The organism is Parazoarcus communis, from assembly GCF_003111665.1.
Classification (GTDB): Bacteria; Pseudomonadota; Gammaproteobacteria; order Burkholderiales; family Rhodocyclaceae; genus Parazoarcus; species Parazoarcus communis_B.
On record NZ_CP022188.1, the window covers coordinates 4,359,186 to 4,374,132 of the forward strand.

At 61.8% G+C, this 14,947-nt stretch carries 12 protein-coding genes; 6 read left to right on the forward strand and 6 right to left on the reverse strand.

The genetic code is table 11. The features are described from left to right. The first annotated feature begins 81 nt into the window (after positions 1 to 81). Positions 82 to 1,272, forward strand: a complete 1,191-nt coding sequence (pobA, locus tag CEW87_RS19815) for a 4-hydroxybenzoate 3-monooxygenase (protein WP_108975777.1) — start codon at positions 82 to 84, stop codon at positions 1,270 to 1,272. 171 nt (positions 1,273 to 1,443) lie between these two features. Then, entirely contained in the window at positions 1,444 to 1,884 is a 441-nt protein-coding gene (locus CEW87_RS19820) for a hypothetical protein (protein WP_199917070.1), read from the forward strand. Positions 1,885 to 1,925: 41 nt separating this feature from the next. Here CEW87_RS19820 and CEW87_RS19825 read toward each other — a convergent pair whose 3' ends face one another. Genes CEW87_RS19825 through CEW87_RS19835 form a run of 3 tightly spaced genes read right to left on the reverse strand, consistent with a single transcriptional unit; the run spans position 1,926 to position 6,659 of the window. After that, positions 1,926 to 3,131, reverse strand: coding sequence for an osmoprotectant NAGGN system M42 family peptidase (locus CEW87_RS19825; RefSeq protein ID WP_108975779.1), 1,206 nt, complete (start codon positions 3,129 to 3,131; stop codon positions 1,926 to 1,928). Then, positions 3,128 to 4,876 (reverse strand): N-acetylglutaminylglutamine synthetase, encoded by a 1,749-nt coding sequence (gene ngg / locus CEW87_RS19830; RefSeq protein ID WP_108975781.1) that lies wholly within the window; start codon positions 4,874 to 4,876, stop codon positions 3,128 to 3,130. The genes CEW87_RS19825 and ngg overlap by 4 nt, the downstream gene beginning before the upstream one ends. A gap of 10 nt (positions 4,877 to 4,886) precedes the next feature. Next, entirely contained in the window at positions 4,887 to 6,659 is a 1,773-nt protein-coding gene (locus tag CEW87_RS19835) for an N-acetylglutaminylglutamine amidotransferase (protein WP_108975783.1), read from the reverse strand. Positions 6,660 to 6,911: 252 nt separating this feature from the next. On the opposite strand from CEW87_RS19835, the gene CEW87_RS19840 reads away from it, so the two are divergent. Next, entirely contained in the window at positions 6,912 to 7,352 is a 441-nt protein-coding gene (locus tag CEW87_RS19840; RefSeq protein WP_108975785.1) for a GatB/YqeY domain-containing protein, read from the forward strand. A gap of 9 nt (positions 7,353 to 7,361) precedes the next feature. Here CEW87_RS19840 and CEW87_RS19845 read toward each other — a convergent pair whose 3' ends face one another. Beyond that, positions 7,362 to 8,828 carry a hypothetical protein gene (locus CEW87_RS19845; protein WP_199917071.1) on the reverse strand — a complete coding sequence of 489 codons (1,467 nt, stop codon included), beginning with the start codon at positions 8,826 to 8,828 and terminating at the stop codon, positions 7,362 to 7,364. After that, on the reverse strand, positions 8,825 to 10,960 hold the full coding sequence (locus CEW87_RS19850; RefSeq protein WP_108975787.1) for an effector protein Tle3 domain-containing protein: 2,136 nt from the start codon (positions 10,958 to 10,960) through the stop codon (positions 8,825 to 8,827). Before CEW87_RS19850 ends, CEW87_RS19845 begins: the two co-directional genes overlap by 4 nt. A 442-nt stretch (positions 10,961 to 11,402) precedes the next feature. On the opposite strand from CEW87_RS19850, the gene CEW87_RS19855 reads away from it, so the two are divergent. Then, the gene (locus CEW87_RS19855; protein WP_159098219.1) at positions 11,403 to 11,861 is read left to right on the forward strand and encodes a methyltransferase family protein; all 459 of its coding nucleotides are present in this window, start codon (positions 11,403 to 11,405) and stop codon (positions 11,859 to 11,861) included. A gap of 50 nt (positions 11,862 to 11,911) precedes the next feature. Here the strand turns inward: CEW87_RS19855 and CEW87_RS19860 are convergent, their stop codons facing one another. Beyond that, complete coding sequence (locus CEW87_RS19860) at positions 11,912 to 12,808, reverse strand: DMT family transporter (RefSeq protein ID WP_108975791.1); 897 nt, start codon at positions 12,806 to 12,808, stop codon at positions 11,912 to 11,914. 92 nt (positions 12,809 to 12,900) lie between these two features. Here CEW87_RS19860 and CEW87_RS19865 point away from each other — a divergent pair, with 92 nt between their 5' ends. Beyond that, positions 12,901 to 13,839, forward strand: a complete 939-nt coding sequence (locus tag CEW87_RS19865; protein ID WP_108975793.1) for a LysR family transcriptional regulator — start codon at positions 12,901 to 12,903, stop codon at positions 13,837 to 13,839. A 139-nt stretch (positions 13,840 to 13,978) separates the two neighbouring features. Beyond that, the gene (locus CEW87_RS19870) at positions 13,979 to 14,893 is read left to right on the forward strand and encodes a pirin family protein (RefSeq protein ID WP_108975795.1); all 915 of its coding nucleotides are present in this window, start codon (positions 13,979 to 13,981) and stop codon (positions 14,891 to 14,893) included. The last annotated feature ends 54 nt before the right edge of the window (positions 14,894 to 14,947 follow it).

Genomic DNA, 14,947 nt, shown 5'->3' on the forward strand with positions numbered 1-14,947 from the left:
CCCAGTTCAAGCATCCGTCGTCGCCACTCCCTATAGTTGCACCCGTACAGCCACAACAGACAGATCCAACAGGAGAGAGACATGCAAACTCAAATCGGCATCATCGGCTGCGGTCCTTCCGGCCTCTGCCTTGCCCGCCTGCTCAGCCTGAGCGGCATCAAGAGTGTGATCCTCGAACGCCAGAACCGCGAGTACGTCGAGGCCAGGATCCGCGCCGGCATCCTTGAGCAAGGCATGGTCGACTTGATGCGTCGTGCCAAGGTCAGCGAGCGCATGGACCGTGAAGGGCTGGTGCACGACGGTATCGTGCTCACCTTCAACGGCCGCGAAGAACGTATCGACATGGCCTCGCTGACTGGCGGGCAGCAGGTCATGGTGTACGGCCAGACCGAACTCACCAAGGACCTCTACGACGCCGTGCTTCAGGATGAGAACATCACGGTCGTGTTCGAAGCCCGCGACGTTCAGCCGACGGGCTACCTCGAGGGCAAGCCGAAGCTGGAATACGTCAAGGAAGGCAAGCAGATCACCGTCGACTGTGACTATATCGCCGGTTGCGATGGCTATCACGGTGCCTCGCGCGCTTCGATTCCGCGCGAAAAGATCACCGAATTCGAACGCATCTACCCCTTCGGCTGGCTTGGCCTGCTGTCCGATACCCCTCCGGTGCACGAAGAGCTGATCTACGCCAACCACAAGCGTGGCTTCGCCCTGTGCTCGATGCGCTCCCCCACCCGCAGCCGCTACTACATCCAGGTCGGGCTCGACGAAAAGGTCGAGGACTGGTCCGATGAGCGCTTCTGGGACGAGATCCGCCGTCGTCTGCCCGAGCATATCGCCAAGGACATGGTCACCGGACCGTCGATCGAGAAGAGCATTGCCCCGTTGCGCAGCTTCGTCACCGAGCCGATGCGCTTCGGCAACATGTTCCTCGTCGGCGACGCCGCGCACATCGTGCCACCGACCGGCGCCAAAGGACTGAACCTCGCCGCTTCCGACATGTACTACCTGTCGACTGCGCTGATCGCCTTCTACAACGAGGGCGGACGTACCGATCTGCTCGACCGTTACTCCGAAACCGCGCTGCGCCGGGTGTGGGCGGCTGTGCGCTTCTCGTGGTGGTTCACGTCGATCTCGCACAAGTTCAACGACGATCCGATCGAACACAAGATCCAGCTCGCCGAACTCGACTACCTGATGAGCTCGACTGCAGGCAAGACCACGATTGCCGAAAACTACGTCGGTCTGCCATTCGATCCGACGTTCAAGTAAGGGTCCAGCATTCCAGCCCCAAGGGCTGCCGCCGTGGTTTCCTGACCACGGCGACAGCCCTTATTCTTGTTGGGATGATCAGGCACACCGCCACCTGGTTATTCCAAATGGAATTCCGGTCGCAACTCCTCTATGCTTCCCAGTACAAGGCGGTACTAGAGGAGACAGACAATGGACAGGAACGGACGAGTGGCAACCTGGCTCGAACTCGCGGTTGCGCCCGAGTGGCGACGCAAGTCGATGCATGTGTGTGTGCACCCGGTTGGCATGGGAGACGATCAATGCTTTGCCATCTCAATGGATGGTCGTCGCCTGTGCGCAAGCAACGGTCAGCTCACGACATTTCGTGGACGCCTGGCGGTCGAGCGCTTTCTGCACATGGTTCAGATTGAGACTTTCGACCTTGCCGAGCCCGACCCGGGGATGAGCTCATTCCCGCGCGGTTATTTCTGCCTGTGCCTGAACCGGCAGAACTGCCTGAGCCCCTGCGCTGAACAGGTCGATCGTAACGAACCGACCTGTTCGCCGACCTGCAGCCTGAGCCAGGCCGAGTGGCATCCGCATGCTGCAGCCACCGACAGAGTACAAAGCAGCGGGGCACGACACAGCTGAAGAGCTCGAGACGCACCGCGAACACTCGCGGTGCGATCGACTCATAGCCGCTCTGAAGGCGTCACTGAGAGCGGCGTATCGAGAAACTCCTCGGGCATCGGAAGCGGTGTCGTGGGCAGCACCATGTCCTGCGGTCGCAGCTGCTCGGTGAAGCCTTCGAGCGAGCCCATCGAGTGGCTGTCACGACGCGCAACCGGTTCGCTGATCATGTAGGCGATCACCAGCTGCGTCAGCGCTACAAGCGCGTCGCGGTGGGTGCGCTCCTGTCCGTGCGAGGCATCTGCGCCAAAGCCGATCAGCGCGGTTCGAATATCGTTTCCAGCCTCTACCGCCGCCGCCGAGTCGGAACGGTAGTAGCGGAAGATGTCGCGCCGATGGGCGATGTTGTTTTCCTTCGCCAGGCTGATCAGCTTGTGCGTCAGGTGATAGTCGAAGGGTCCGGACATGTCCTGCATGCAGATTGTTGTCGCATGCTCCGAAGTGTTCTGTCCCGGCGCAGCAATCGCGATGTCGAGGCTGAGCATCTCGGCAATTTCGCCATGCAAGGCAGCCGATGCACCCGAGCCAACCTCCTCGGTAATCGTGAGCAGCGGATGCACGTCCACCGGCAGTTGCAGCTTGTGATCACGCACCGCCTTGCATGCAGTGAGCAATGCGGCCACCGCCGCCTTGTCGTCAAGGTAACGCGAGTTGATGTAGCCGTTAGGCAGGAGTTCGGGCTCGGGGTCGAAAGCGATCCAGTCGCCGACATTGATACCGGCCTGCTCCAGACCCGCACGATCCGTGACGGGCAGATCGACCCTGACCTCGACGAACTCCCAGCCGACTGGCTGGGTATCGACCTCGCCACCAAACGCATGCCCCGATGTCTTGAGCGGGAGACAGGTCCCGCGCACATGGCCGGCGTCGGTAAATATGGTCAGCCGCGAGCCCTCGGAGAAGCGGGAGGACCAGTGCCCGATCGGCACGATCTCGAGCCGGCCGTTAGCCTTGAGGCTGCGCACCATGCCGCCGAGCGTGTCGAGATGCGCAACGATCGCGCGTGCAGGCTGCGCTTCGCGCCCGCGCAAGGTGCCGCGAATCGCACCGCGACGGGTCAGTTCATAGGAGATCTCGAGTGCTTCCATACGCCCCGCCGCGTAGCGAACCACCGCATCCGTGAGCCCGACCGGGCTGGGGATGGCCAGCAGTTGCAGCATGGTTTCTTCGAGATATTCATAATCGATTGGCGGTATTTTCTGTGTCATGTGTAATCTTCTCCTGTGGGCAGCCGACTGCGCGGAAACAGCAGGTCGACAAAGCGCTCCGCGGTGGGCTGAGGCTCATGGTTTGCGAGCCCGGGGCGTTCGTTGGCCTCGATGATGACGTAATCCGGGCCATCGACCGCCGGCACCAGAAAGTCGAGCCCGGTCACCGGAATATCGAGCACGCGGGCAGCCCTTTCGGCGGCTTCGCGCAAGGCCGGGTGCAAGTCCGCGGTCACATCGTGAATGGTGCCACCGGTGTGCAGATTGGCAGTGTTGCGCACCCGCAGCCGGGTTTCGGCGGGCAGCACAGACGACAGCGTCCAGCCTTGCGAACGAATGCAGCGCTCGGCTTCGTCATCAAGGGGGATCTTCGACTCGCCCCCTGTGGCCGCAGCGCGACGCCGACTCTGCTTCTCGACCAGGGTCTGCACCGAACTCTCGCCATCGCCGACCACCACTGGCGGGCGCCTCACTGCAGCGGCCACCACGCGAAAATCGATGACGACGATGCGAAGATCCTCGCCGCTGCAGAACTGCTCGACAATAACGCGATCGCAGAAACCATGCGCACGCTCCACCGCAGCCGTGACTTCATCCGCTGCCGTGAGATTGACGCTGATACCCTTGCCCTGCTCACCCTCGACCGGCTTGACCACGACTGCGCCATACCTGGCCAGAAATGCGGCGCGCGCGGCGGGGTCATCGGCACCGATCTGGGCCGGCACGCTGACCCCTTCTGCCGCCAGCAGTTTCAGCGTCACGCGCTTGTCCTGGCAGCGGCTCATTGCAATGGCCGAGGTCAGCTCGGACAGCGACTCGCGACAGACGATGCTGCGCCCGCCCAGCGTCAGGCGGAAGTACCCGCCCTCGGCATCCAGAATCTCGGCGTGAATGCCGCGCCGTATGGCCTCGTCGACAATCAGACGCGCATACGGGTTGAGCCCCTCGAGGCCTTCAGACGGGCCGGTAAACAGCGCCTCGTTGATCGCATTGCGCCGCTTCACCGCGAACGCCGGAATCCGCTGAAAGCCGAGCTTTTCGTACAGGCTGATCGCCTGGGCGTTGTCGTGCAACACCGAAACGTCCATCCATGCCCTGCCCCGTGCAAGGTAGTGCTCGGCGAGATAGCGCACCAGCGCCTCACCCACGCCGGGATAGGTTGCCTGCGGTGCCACAGCCAGCGCCCACAGACTGGAACCGGCCTGGGGGTCGGCAAAGGCTTCGACATGATCCATGCCCATTGCCACGCCGATCACCTCGCCGGTGCTGCGATCCTCGGCCAGCGCATAGGTGATCACCCGGCTCGCGCGCTCACGCCACACCCGTTGCGGATCGACCGGCACCATGCGTCGCATCCGGTACAGGGCATTGATCGCGGCCACATCTGCGCGGGTGCGCAAACGCCGCACATTGAATCCGCGACGCGTCGCGCGTTGAGCGCGATAGGCACTCAATTGCAGGCGGAAGGCATCGGACGGGTCAAGAAAGAGCTGTTGCGGTGCGGAGCCCACCACCACCTGCGGCTTTTCGACATAGAAGGCAATATCACGCTGGCCCGCACGCTCAAGCAACAACTGGCTGGCGAGCGCGGCCGGATCGCGCCAGGTCTGTGCCGGCAGCCAGCGCCCCCAGCCACACTCCACGATGACATCCTCCGGCATCGCCGCGGCTTCGGGCTGACCGGCGGGCAGATGCAGCGCCTGATTTCCGGCGCGTCTCACGCGCGCAAGCTGTTTGCGGATCATCACCCGCTCCTCAGGAAACATGCGTCTGCAGCCACCACTCGAGCAGGCCCAGCTGCCAGAGCTTGGAGCCGCGCAACGGGGTGATGTGCGCCATCGGATCGGCCAACAGGGTGTCGACGTAATCCTTGCGGAACAGCCCGCGTTCCCGCGCCGAGCGGCTGCTCAGCGAATCGCGCACCCGCTCCAGCACCGGCCCCTGAAGATACTTGAGCGCCGGGACCGGAAAGTAGCCTTTGGGGCGGTCGATGACCGCAGACGGAATGACCTTGCGCGCCGCCTCCTTGAGCACGCCCTTGCCCCCATGCGACAGCTTGTGCCGGGCGGGAATGCGTGCAGCGAGTTCGACCAGTTCGTGATCGAGGAAAGGCACCCGCGCCTCGAGGCCGAAAGCCATTGTCATGTTGTCGACCCGCTTCACCGGGTCGTCCACCAGCATGATCGTCGTATCCAGGCGCAAGGCCTTGTCCACCGGATCATGCGCACCCGGCGTATTGAAACTGGCAGCAACGAAGGCGCCGCTGCAATCCACTCCCTGATACGCAGGGCTCACGACGCGGCTGTACTCTTCAAAATCGCGGTCGCGGAAGGCGGCGAGATAATCTGCCACCGGATCATTGCTGTTGGCCACCTTCGGGTACCAGTGATAGCCACCGAAGACCTCGTCGGCGCCCTGCCCGCTCTGCACGACCTTGCTGTGGCGCGACACTGCTTCGGAAAGCAGATAGAAGCCGATGCAGTCGTGGCTCACCATGGGCTCGTTCATCGCGCCGACCGCTTCGGGCAGGCGGGTGAGCAATTCTGATTCGGGCACGAAGATGCGCTCATGAATCGTGCCGAACTCACGCGCGACGATGTCTGCGTACTCGAACTCGTTACCCTTCTCGCCGCCCACATCCTCGAAGCCGACGTTGTAGGTACGCAGATCCTGCACCCCGGCCTCGGACATCAAGCCGACGATCAGGCTCGAATCAACACCGCCGGAGAGCAAGGCGCCCACCGGCACATCCGCCACCAGCCTGCGCTTCACCGCGCCTCGCAGGCTGTCGAGCAGGATTTCGGTCCACTCTTCAAAGCTGCGGTTCTCATCGGCCGCATCCTGCGGATAAACCAGCGACCAGAAGCTGCGTTCGGTGCGGCGCCCATCCGCCTCGATACTCATCAGGGTGCCGGGCGGCAGCTTGCGAACACCGGTCAGCAACGTGTACGGCGCCGGCACCACCGCATGAAAGGACAGATAGAAGTTGAGTGCGGCGGGATCGATGCTGGTATCCACCCCACCCGCCTCGAGCAGAGCCGGCAGGCTGGACGCAAAGCGCAGACCGCCGGCCACCTCGGCGTAATACAGGGGCTTGATGCCGAGACGGTCGCGTCCGAGCATTACCTTGCCGCTGTCACGCTCCCAGATCGCAAAGGCAAACATGCCATTGAGGCGCTGCACGAAGTCCGGCCCCCAGGCGTGGTAGGCCTTCAGCAGCACCTCGGTGTCGCCATGCGAAAAGAACTGATAGCCCTTGGCCTCGAGTTCCCGCCGAAGCTCGGGGTGATTGTAGATTGCACCGTTGAACACGATGCCCAGACCGAGTTGTGGATCCACCATCGGTTGCTGCGCAGATTCGGAGAGATCCATGATCTTGAGCCGCCGGTGGCCCCAGGCCTGTGCGCCCTGCGCAAACATGCCGCCGTTGTCCGGACCGCGCCGCCGCTGATGCTCGTTCATCCGCGCAATGGCGCCAAGATCGGGCGTCTGCCCGTCGAATCTCACTTCACCCGCAATTCCACACATATGGCTTTCCTGTTTGATGACAAGCTATACATTCTACCAAACTTGTTTTGTGCAAATTCATTCATCACAATTCGCATCTACATACGTCATAGTCCGTAACTGCTCCCGACGCGAGGAATTGCACGCATTCAAGTCGCCGGGCCGGGCACGAAGTCGGGTAAAATCCTGCCCTCCTCCGCTGCGCGCAAACGCTCTGTCTAAGGCGCAAGCGCTGCCGAACCCATGTACGCCCCACCACCTCGGAGCATTTCGATGAGCCTTCTGGCACAACTGAAAAAGGATTCACTGCTGGCGCGCAAGGCCGCGGACAGCGTTCGCGCCACCCTGCTGAGCACCCTGATCGGCGAAGCCGAAATGGTGGGCAAGAACGCAGGCAACCGCGAAAGCAGCGACGACGAAGTGCAACAAACCATCCGCAAGTTTCTGAAGAACAACCAGGAAGCGCTGGCCGTCATCAAGGACGAAGGGCGCCTTGCCATTCTGCGCACCGAATCCGAGATCCTCGCGACCTACCTGCCGGCCATGGCATCAGAAGCCGAGGTAAAGGCATTCATTGCTGAAACCGTCGCAGGCCTCGCCGATCGCAGCCCGAAGTCCATGGGTACCGTGATGGGTGCGCTGAAGGCAAAGTACGGCACCAACTTTGATGCCAAACAGGCCAATGCCTGGGTGCGTGAGGCGCTGGCGGGCTGAGACACCCCCTTACTCCGAGTACCCCTGCATGTAGCGCGTACGATCTTCGTAACGCAGTCCCCACCACGGCAAAAAGACGTTGCCCTCGCCGCGGGCGCGGAACCAGGGCTTTTCGGAGTCGACGGTCCGTGGATGTGCAGGCGGGGTGACGGCTACCGCTGTGGCCGTTCCCGGCTCGGTCGTGCCGGCGACCAGAACCATGCGCCCCTTGTAATGTGCATAACTCACCGCCAGGGCAACATTGGTCAATGCACTGCCTGCCCCCATATTCCCCACCAGGGCCGGCATATTGAAGGCGTCAGTGATGATGTCCAGCTCGGGCAGCGGCTCGGCAAGGGCATGACCAAGCAGGCTGAGGCGGTCACCCGCCACATCGTTACCCTTGCCTGCATCGTGGATCACGTAGGCGATTTCATTTACGGGCCGTGCGACGCCTGACGCTGCTGCGTCCAGAGCGGAGCGCCACGCCTGCACCGCTCTGGACTCGCCGGGGCGCTCATCGAATTCACTGGCATGTCGCACCGCAGGACGCCCTACCCAGGCCAGCGGATCGCGCCCAGTCTCAAACGCCGGCCCCGCCAGCACCAGCAGTACACAGTTCTCGCTCATCTGCTCATCGAGCGGAAAGTCCGGCGCGTCCCAGTTCATCGCCCAGACGGTTTCCGTCGGGTGCGCTTCAAGATAATCGAGTGCTGCGCCGAGCGAGGTGAAACCCGCGCTTGCCCCACCCGTCGTGATGCGGACATCGGGCGGGGTGTCCCGGCTGGAGATGACCGGGTCTCCGCCGATGCCGAACTGGTCGGAGATCCTCTCGCGAATGATGCGGGTAGCCTCGAGCGGATCGAGCTTGTCGGTAGCGGGAATGGCGAACTCGACATGAATGCCGGCTAGCTCGCGCCAGTCCTTTTGGCTCTCCGGCTGCACCGTATAGAAATAGCCGCGATTCATTGCGTAGCGACGACCAATGGGTCGGAGTACCTCACGGACATAACCTGCGAAAAATCGCGAGAACGTTGCCCTTCCATTCCAGCTGGACACGATGGAGGCGACAGGCTGCACCGACAGAAACTTTCCTGGCTTGTTCCTGACCTGAAGATCTCCCTCATTTGGCTTCGCCAGTCCAAGCGTCCATAGCAACTGCCACTCGGTCGGATAATCGCGGCGAATCAGTGGGTTCAGCCACTGAACGCCGACCACCTGCGCGACGAATGGCGCCCCAGGCCTGTGTGCGCCCCGCTCCACGACGGGGGCCGCTGCTTCGACCGAGCGAATGGCCAAGACACTGGAAAGCATGAAAAATGCAGCGGCGGCAAGCGCAGGAAGGCCAAGAGTGCGTGCCATCAGATACTCCTCGGATACATTTATGTAGCTTGTGCCCGCCAGCCAGCCGAGCGTGCTGCTCAGCACGATGGCAAGCAGGAAAAGAAGGAGCGTCAGCCCTATGCGACGCGGCCGGGTTGCGATCAGTGTGTTCACACGCGGCTTCCCACGTTCAGCAAGGCTCCGCCGACACGCTCATCAACGATCTTCGTAGGCTTTACTGCTTCAGAACCAACCTCCTTGACCCAATCATGCAGGGGACGCTTCTTCATCGTGCCGTCCAGGAAGTATTCAGAGAGGTGTCCGTGCGGGTGCCCCAGTTCAGAGAGACTCTGGAGGTAGCGCCAATCCGCCTCCACACGCAGTTCATGCCAATCCGACTCAGTCAGTGTGCATGTGCCGATTGCAACATCGTAGGCAAGCACCCGTTCCGCATGAACTGGATTGGTCATGATCGTGGAGTGATCGGTCGCGTTCTGGTCGAGCGCATCCTTGAGAAACTCGCCGATCTGCCTCGATCGCCAGGCACGATATGTCTCATCCTCCTGCGCGTCGGGGAGTTCGTCGACGGCCAGCCCCCTGTTATCGACCATGCCGGCTCGGCGCGCCTTCATCCGCAAACGGGCACGGTCTTCATAGCGCATCTGCGCTTCGCTCCGGGCATCGCCGCGAGGAGCATCGTCAGTGCGGCCATCCGCGCTGCGTTGAATGCCGTGCGTGTCGTACGGATCGCGCGGATCAAGCTCGGCACCACTCTTACGGGCATTACGTGCAGCTCCAGCGGGATCAAGGCCTTCGTCAAATCCGTCAGTTTTCTCAACGCGACTGAAGCGCGTGGGTAGAAAAGGCTCAAGGGCTGGCGCATTGACAGGAATTTCCCAGTCCTCTGGCGGCTCGGCATTCACCCGCAAACCGATCAATTCCGTCAGCGGCCAAAGCACGACCGAGGTCAGCAGTGTCAATGCCTTGCCAAGCATCGAGGAGTTCGACTCCAATCCGCTAACGAGTCGATACCGAATGCGTGGCGACGGCGGGTACCAATACCCTGTCGCCTCGCCCGCCCGCCAATGGTTCTTCCAGAAGTGGTAGCGCCCCGGCGAACCGACCGGATAGCCTTGGGCGAAGACACGTTGAGAGAACACGCCTGCAGCGTTGGCATCCTCGATCTGTTCGTCACTCAGACCGAGCCAGCCGATACCACGGATGGTATCGGCTGAAATAACCTGATCGTGCGGATTGCAGTACAAGGTGACCCGTCCGACGGTACGCTGATCAATGCCGTAGCAGGCGCGATCACGCTCAACGGTAAATCCGGCACTATTGTCTTGCGGTGCGGGATTAGCCATCAGCCGGTCGATGTTTTCGCAGGGCTGTTGCGCTGCTGCCCGGCTGCGGAGAATGTCGAAAAAGGCCTTGAGTGCGTCGCGGCGTGCCCGCCAGGTTTGGCGGCCTCGCCGCCCATCCCCGTCACTCGCGCCACGCTGGCTCCAGGAGTCGAAGCCGTTCTCAGGTTCAAGGTTATAGGGTGGATTGGCCAGCACATAGGTATCGGCAACCGCGCCACTCGCCTCGCCGAGAAAGGCCGCACCGAGACCAATCATGTTGCCTTGACTGTGGCATACAAGCGTAATCGGACAATCGGGTTGTTTGCTACGGATGGAGGCGATCAACCTCGCAAGACGCAGCGCGGCATGCACGTAATAAGCTCGTGGCGGGCAACTGTACACATCACGCCCTGGCACCGGATTTACATGCTGCGCGGTGATCCAAAGAAAGAGGTGATCGTCGAGACCTTCGGACCAGAGGTCCGCCAAGGTAGAGCAGCCATTGGCAAACGGCCCTCCGCCCCAGTAATCGTGCTCGTTTAGCCACACATTGGCCCCCCATTCCTTGACAGCCTTCATGTCTGCCTTGTACCCCCACCGGAAGCGGATCACCGGTGAGTTATGGGGGACTCCCTTAGTGAAGGTCTTGTCTGTTCGGTTTGGATCGACAAAGCCCTCGGGATCCAGCTCGTCGGTGTACCCAACAGGTGTTAGCTCACCGGCATCGATACCCGGATAGGCAAGTTGCGCTGGCCGGCGCGCCAAACGTTTATTGAGCCCCACGCATAGCCCCTGCTCGGCCGCGTCATACCACTCGCCGTCGGAGTTAACGCCATGCACCAGGATCACCACGCCTGGCAGCGGCAACCGCTGAAGACAAGGGTAGTCCGAACAATCGGGCGATGTGGTGCATTCGCCGCGGGCCAGTACCCGTTGCGGCTGGACGGGCGATGGCTGGTTCATGATCCGCTCGACACGGTGACAGACGGGCCCCACACGCGCAGGATATCCGGGGCCACCTCATGGGCAAGCAAATCGCAGTTAAGCAGGCTCGGTAGCCAGTCTGACGTAATTTGGAGCGGGGAAGACATGCACGCCGTCTACAATGCAAATTGGATATCACCCGGAATGATACACAAATCAATCCTAATGGCATATCTATTGCACAACGCTGCCGTTATGCACTGCTTAACCAGAGACTCGGACGGCCGCATTCTGGCTCAAATGGTCGACAGCATCTCTTGCGCCAGTAATGAGGCCCCAATCTTCAGCGCCCCGGAAAGTGACCGGTTGGCACTTCTCCATTGAATGGCAGGCTGCTACATTCCACTTCGCTCCTTGAGCAGCCCCTTTTGCTACGCGGCATCGTCTCCCTGGATCGATGCCGGACACCCGCAACTCGTACATGTCAGCCCTGCAACTGAAACTACCGCCTCCCGTCGCCGCCGCGTTTGTCGCGCTGGTGATGTGGCTTGTTGCCTCCCTGCCTTCCGCCGCTCAGTCCACGCCCCTGCAACTGTTGCTTGGCGGGCCGATTGCGCTGGTTGGCGGACTCATCAGCGCGACCGGAATACTCTCTTTCTGGCTTGCACGTACAACCATCAACCCGATGCATCCGGAAAGGTCGTCGTCACTCGTCACCTCCGGCGTTTTTCGTCTGAGTCGCAATCCAATGTATCTGGGACTGGTGATCACGCTGGCAGGCTGGGCGATTCATCTGCCATTGTCGCCAGCGCTCCTCGGCCCGCCGGCCTTCGCGCTCTACATCCACCATTTTCAGATCCTGCCCGAGGAGCGAATCCTCGCCTCGATGTTTGGCGCTGAATACGAAAGCTACAAGGCAAAGGCCCGCCGCTGGCTTTAAGCTGCCCGCGTCAGTCCCGATGCTGCCAGGTGCAGCCGGTACAGGCCATGTCAGCCATTCCCTCTCGCACAAGCCCATAGTGCAGCGACAACCATCAAGCCACCGCCCAGCCAGCCGGCAACGGTGAGGCTTTCGCCAAGCCAGAACACCGCAAAAAGCGCACCAAACACCGGTTCGCTGCTCGTTAGCAAGGCCACCCGACTCGGAGAACTGTGCCTGAGTGCCCAGTTCTGTGCATAGAACGCAAACAGGGTGCATCCAAGTACCAGATAGGCGGTCGATTGCCAGAACGCCGCAGCCCTAGGCAAGGCCGGCAGACCATCGGAGGCCGCCACGGCCAGTATCAGACAGCCGAAACCGATGACGCCGGATTGAACCGCTGTCAGTACCAGCGCAGGCGCGGTGCTGCCACGTGTCAGCCTGCTCGTCTGACACACGGTGATTGCTCGCAACAGGGCTGCCGCCACCATCAGGCCATCGCCGAACCCCAGGGCGCCCGAAAGGCCGCCACTGAGCAAAAGCGCGCCCGCCAGAGACACCCCGGCAAACAGGAACATGGCCCGGGGCGGGCCGATTCGGGCCATCCACCACTCTACAAACGGTGTGAACACCACGCACAGGCTGATCAGAAACGCGGCGTTGCTGGCTTGGGTGTTCGCTACCCCGAAGGTTTCACACAGGAATATCGCCAGCATGAGAATGCCGAGCGGCATTCCGGTGCGGAGTGCATCCCCTTGCTGCCGGGCCGACGCACGCAGCAATGACGGCAGCAGCAGGGCGAAGGTCAGAATGAAACGGACGGCCAGAAAACCCAGCACGGGGTAAAAGGCCAAGGCACTCTTGGCGACCCCGTAACTGCTCCCCCACACAATCGCAACACCAATCATCGCGATATCGGAGACACGGAGCAGAGCCTGGGGAGCGGCGGGTGTAAGAACGATTGACATGGCGAGTATGGCACGGTTGAACTGGACGCCTGAATTGTCAATTCAATCCTTCAGCGTGATAATCCTGCAAATACGAACAGGACTTGTGCTCCATGAGCATTAATTATCACCCCGATTGCCTGCCCGACATGGCCGCCTTTGCCTGTGTGGTCGACTGCGGAAGCTTTTCGGCCGCGGCGCGTCGCATGGGGCTGACCCCCTCGGCCGTCAGCCGTCAGGTGGCGCGACTGGAGGCCGTGCTGCAGGTGCGACTGCTCGAGCGCACCACACGCAAACTTCGCCTCACTGACGCAGGGACCGCTGCCTATGCCCGCTGTCAGGACATGGTCTCGGCCGCTCGCGAAGTCCTGGCGCTGAGCGACACCCACACCGAAACGCCGCGCGGCCTGGTGCGCATCAGCATGGCCAAGGCAGTCGGGCGTCTGGTCATCCATCCGTGGATGCCCGAGTTCCTGCGGCGCTATCCGGAAGTAGACGTGCAGATGGTGGTGACCGACCGCACCGTGGACCTGTTTGAAGAGGCCATCGATCTGGCCATTCGCGTCACCGACACGCCGCCACCAGGACTGGCGGGCCGCCCCTTGATGCGCATCCGGCACATCGTCTGTGCCAGCCCGCAGTATCTGGAAGAGGCCGGCACCCCCAGACACCCGCATGAACTTGCGCAGCACCGCTGCCTGTATCTCGGCGAGGATGAGCGCGACCGTCACTGGCGCTTTCAGCGCACGGGAGAGAGTGCCAGCGTCAAGGTGAGCGGCCGCTATGTTGCCAATCACAGCGAGATCCGGCTTGAAGGCGCACTGCAGCACCTCGGCATTGCCAGCCTGCCCGAGTTCACCGCCCGGACGGCACTGAAGTGCGGCGCACTGATCGAAGTACTCCCGGACTGGGAACACAAGACCGATTACGCCGGCACAGCGTGGCTGCTCTATCCGTCAAACCGGTTTTTGCCGGCGAAGTTGCGCGTCTGGATCGATTTCCTTGTCGAGAAACTGGCGACCCAAACCGACGCTGCAGTCACACTTGCCTGACCCGGTCGGCATCGAAGCTGATTGACTCCGGCATGATCCTCGGCCGTAATGAGTGCACACCAGCAAGAAACACCGGAGCCACGGCCAGCACAGGCAGCTTCGGACATGCACTGATGACAACTCCGACTCGAGGCAAGCCATGAGCAACCCGACCAGGCAAGTGGAACAGGACTGCGCTGCAGCGCAAGGATGTGGTGCGATCGAACTCATCATCGAACCCCGTGACAAGGACCTTGGTGGATTCTCGGTGCGGCGCACGCTGCCGACTGCGCAGCGCAAGATGGTGGGCCCCTGGATCTTTTTCGATCACATGGGACCTGCGGAATTTCCTGCCGGCCAGGGCATCAATGTCAGGCCTCACCCACACGTCAACATCGCCACTGTCACCTATCTTTTCGAAGGCGAAATTCTGCACCGGGACTCGCTCGGCAGCCTGCAGGCCATACGCCCCGGCGACATCAACCTGATGGTGGCAGGCAGCGGCATCGTGCATTCGGAACGCGAGCGACCGGAACTCACCGCCGTTGCGCATCGCCTGCACGGCCTTCAACTCTGGCTTGCACTGCCGGAGAAAGATGAAGAAGTCGATGCCGCCTTCCATCACTACCCCGCGGCGGCGATCCCCTCGGTCACGGTCGACGGCGTTCCGCTGCGGGTCATGATGGGCTCGGCTTTCGGGGTCACCTCGCCGGTAAAGGTCTTTGCCGAAACCCTCTACCTGGAAGCCCATTTGCATCCGGGTCAAACCCTCGCGCTGCCGCCTGCCGAAGAGCGCGCGGTGTACGTGGCCCAGGGCAGCCTGAAGGCGCAGGACACCGTGATACCCGAGCATTCAATGGCCGTGTTCGCCAATGTGGCCGGCGTTGTGCTGGAGGCGACCCGCGAATCGCGCATCGCGATCATCGGCGGCGAGCGCCTCGGCAAGCGCTTCATTGACTGGAACTTCGTTTCCAGCCGCAAGGAGCGCATCGAGCAAGCCCGCCAGGACTGGAAGGCAGGACGCTTTCCCAAGGTACCCGGCGACGAGGTCGAATTCATCCCGCTGCCCGAATAAGGACTATGTGGCTAAAACGCGGGCTGACGCTAGACTTGCAATTTTAGTTCAGTC

Coding starts and splice junctions, on each gene's coding strand:
- pobA (WP_108975777.1), top strand. CDS start 82: ATGCAAACTCAAATCGGCATCATCGGCTGCGGTCCTTCCGGCCTCTGC.
- CEW87_RS19820 (WP_199917070.1), top strand. CDS start 1,444: ATGGACAGGAACGGACGAGTGGCAACCTGGCTCGAACTCGCGGTTGCG.
- CEW87_RS19825 (WP_108975779.1), bottom strand. CDS start 3,131: ATGACACAGAAAATACCGCCAATCGATTATGAATATCTCGAAGAAACC.
- ngg (WP_108975781.1), bottom strand. CDS start 4,876: ATGATCCGCAAACAGCTTGCGCGCGTGAGACGCGCCGGAAATCAGGCG.
- CEW87_RS19835 (WP_108975783.1), bottom strand. CDS start 6,659: ATGTGTGGAATTGCGGGTGAAGTGAGATTCGACGGGCAGACGCCCGAT.
- CEW87_RS19840 (WP_108975785.1), top strand. CDS start 6,912: ATGAGCCTTCTGGCACAACTGAAAAAGGATTCACTGCTGGCGCGCAAG.
- CEW87_RS19850 (WP_108975787.1), bottom strand. CDS start 10,960: ATGAACCAGCCATCGCCCGTCCAGCCGCAACGGGTACTGGCCCGCGGC.
- CEW87_RS19855 (WP_159098219.1), top strand. CDS start 11,403: ATGTCAGCCCTGCAACTGAAACTACCGCCTCCCGTCGCCGCCGCGTTT.
- CEW87_RS19860 (WP_108975791.1), bottom strand. CDS start 12,808: ATGTCAATCGTTCTTACACCCGCCGCTCCCCAGGCTCTGCTCCGTGTC.
- CEW87_RS19865 (WP_108975793.1), top strand. CDS start 12,901: ATGAGCATTAATTATCACCCCGATTGCCTGCCCGACATGGCCGCCTTT.
- CEW87_RS19870 (WP_108975795.1), top strand. CDS start 13,979: ATGAGCAACCCGACCAGGCAAGTGGAACAGGACTGCGCTGCAGCGCAA.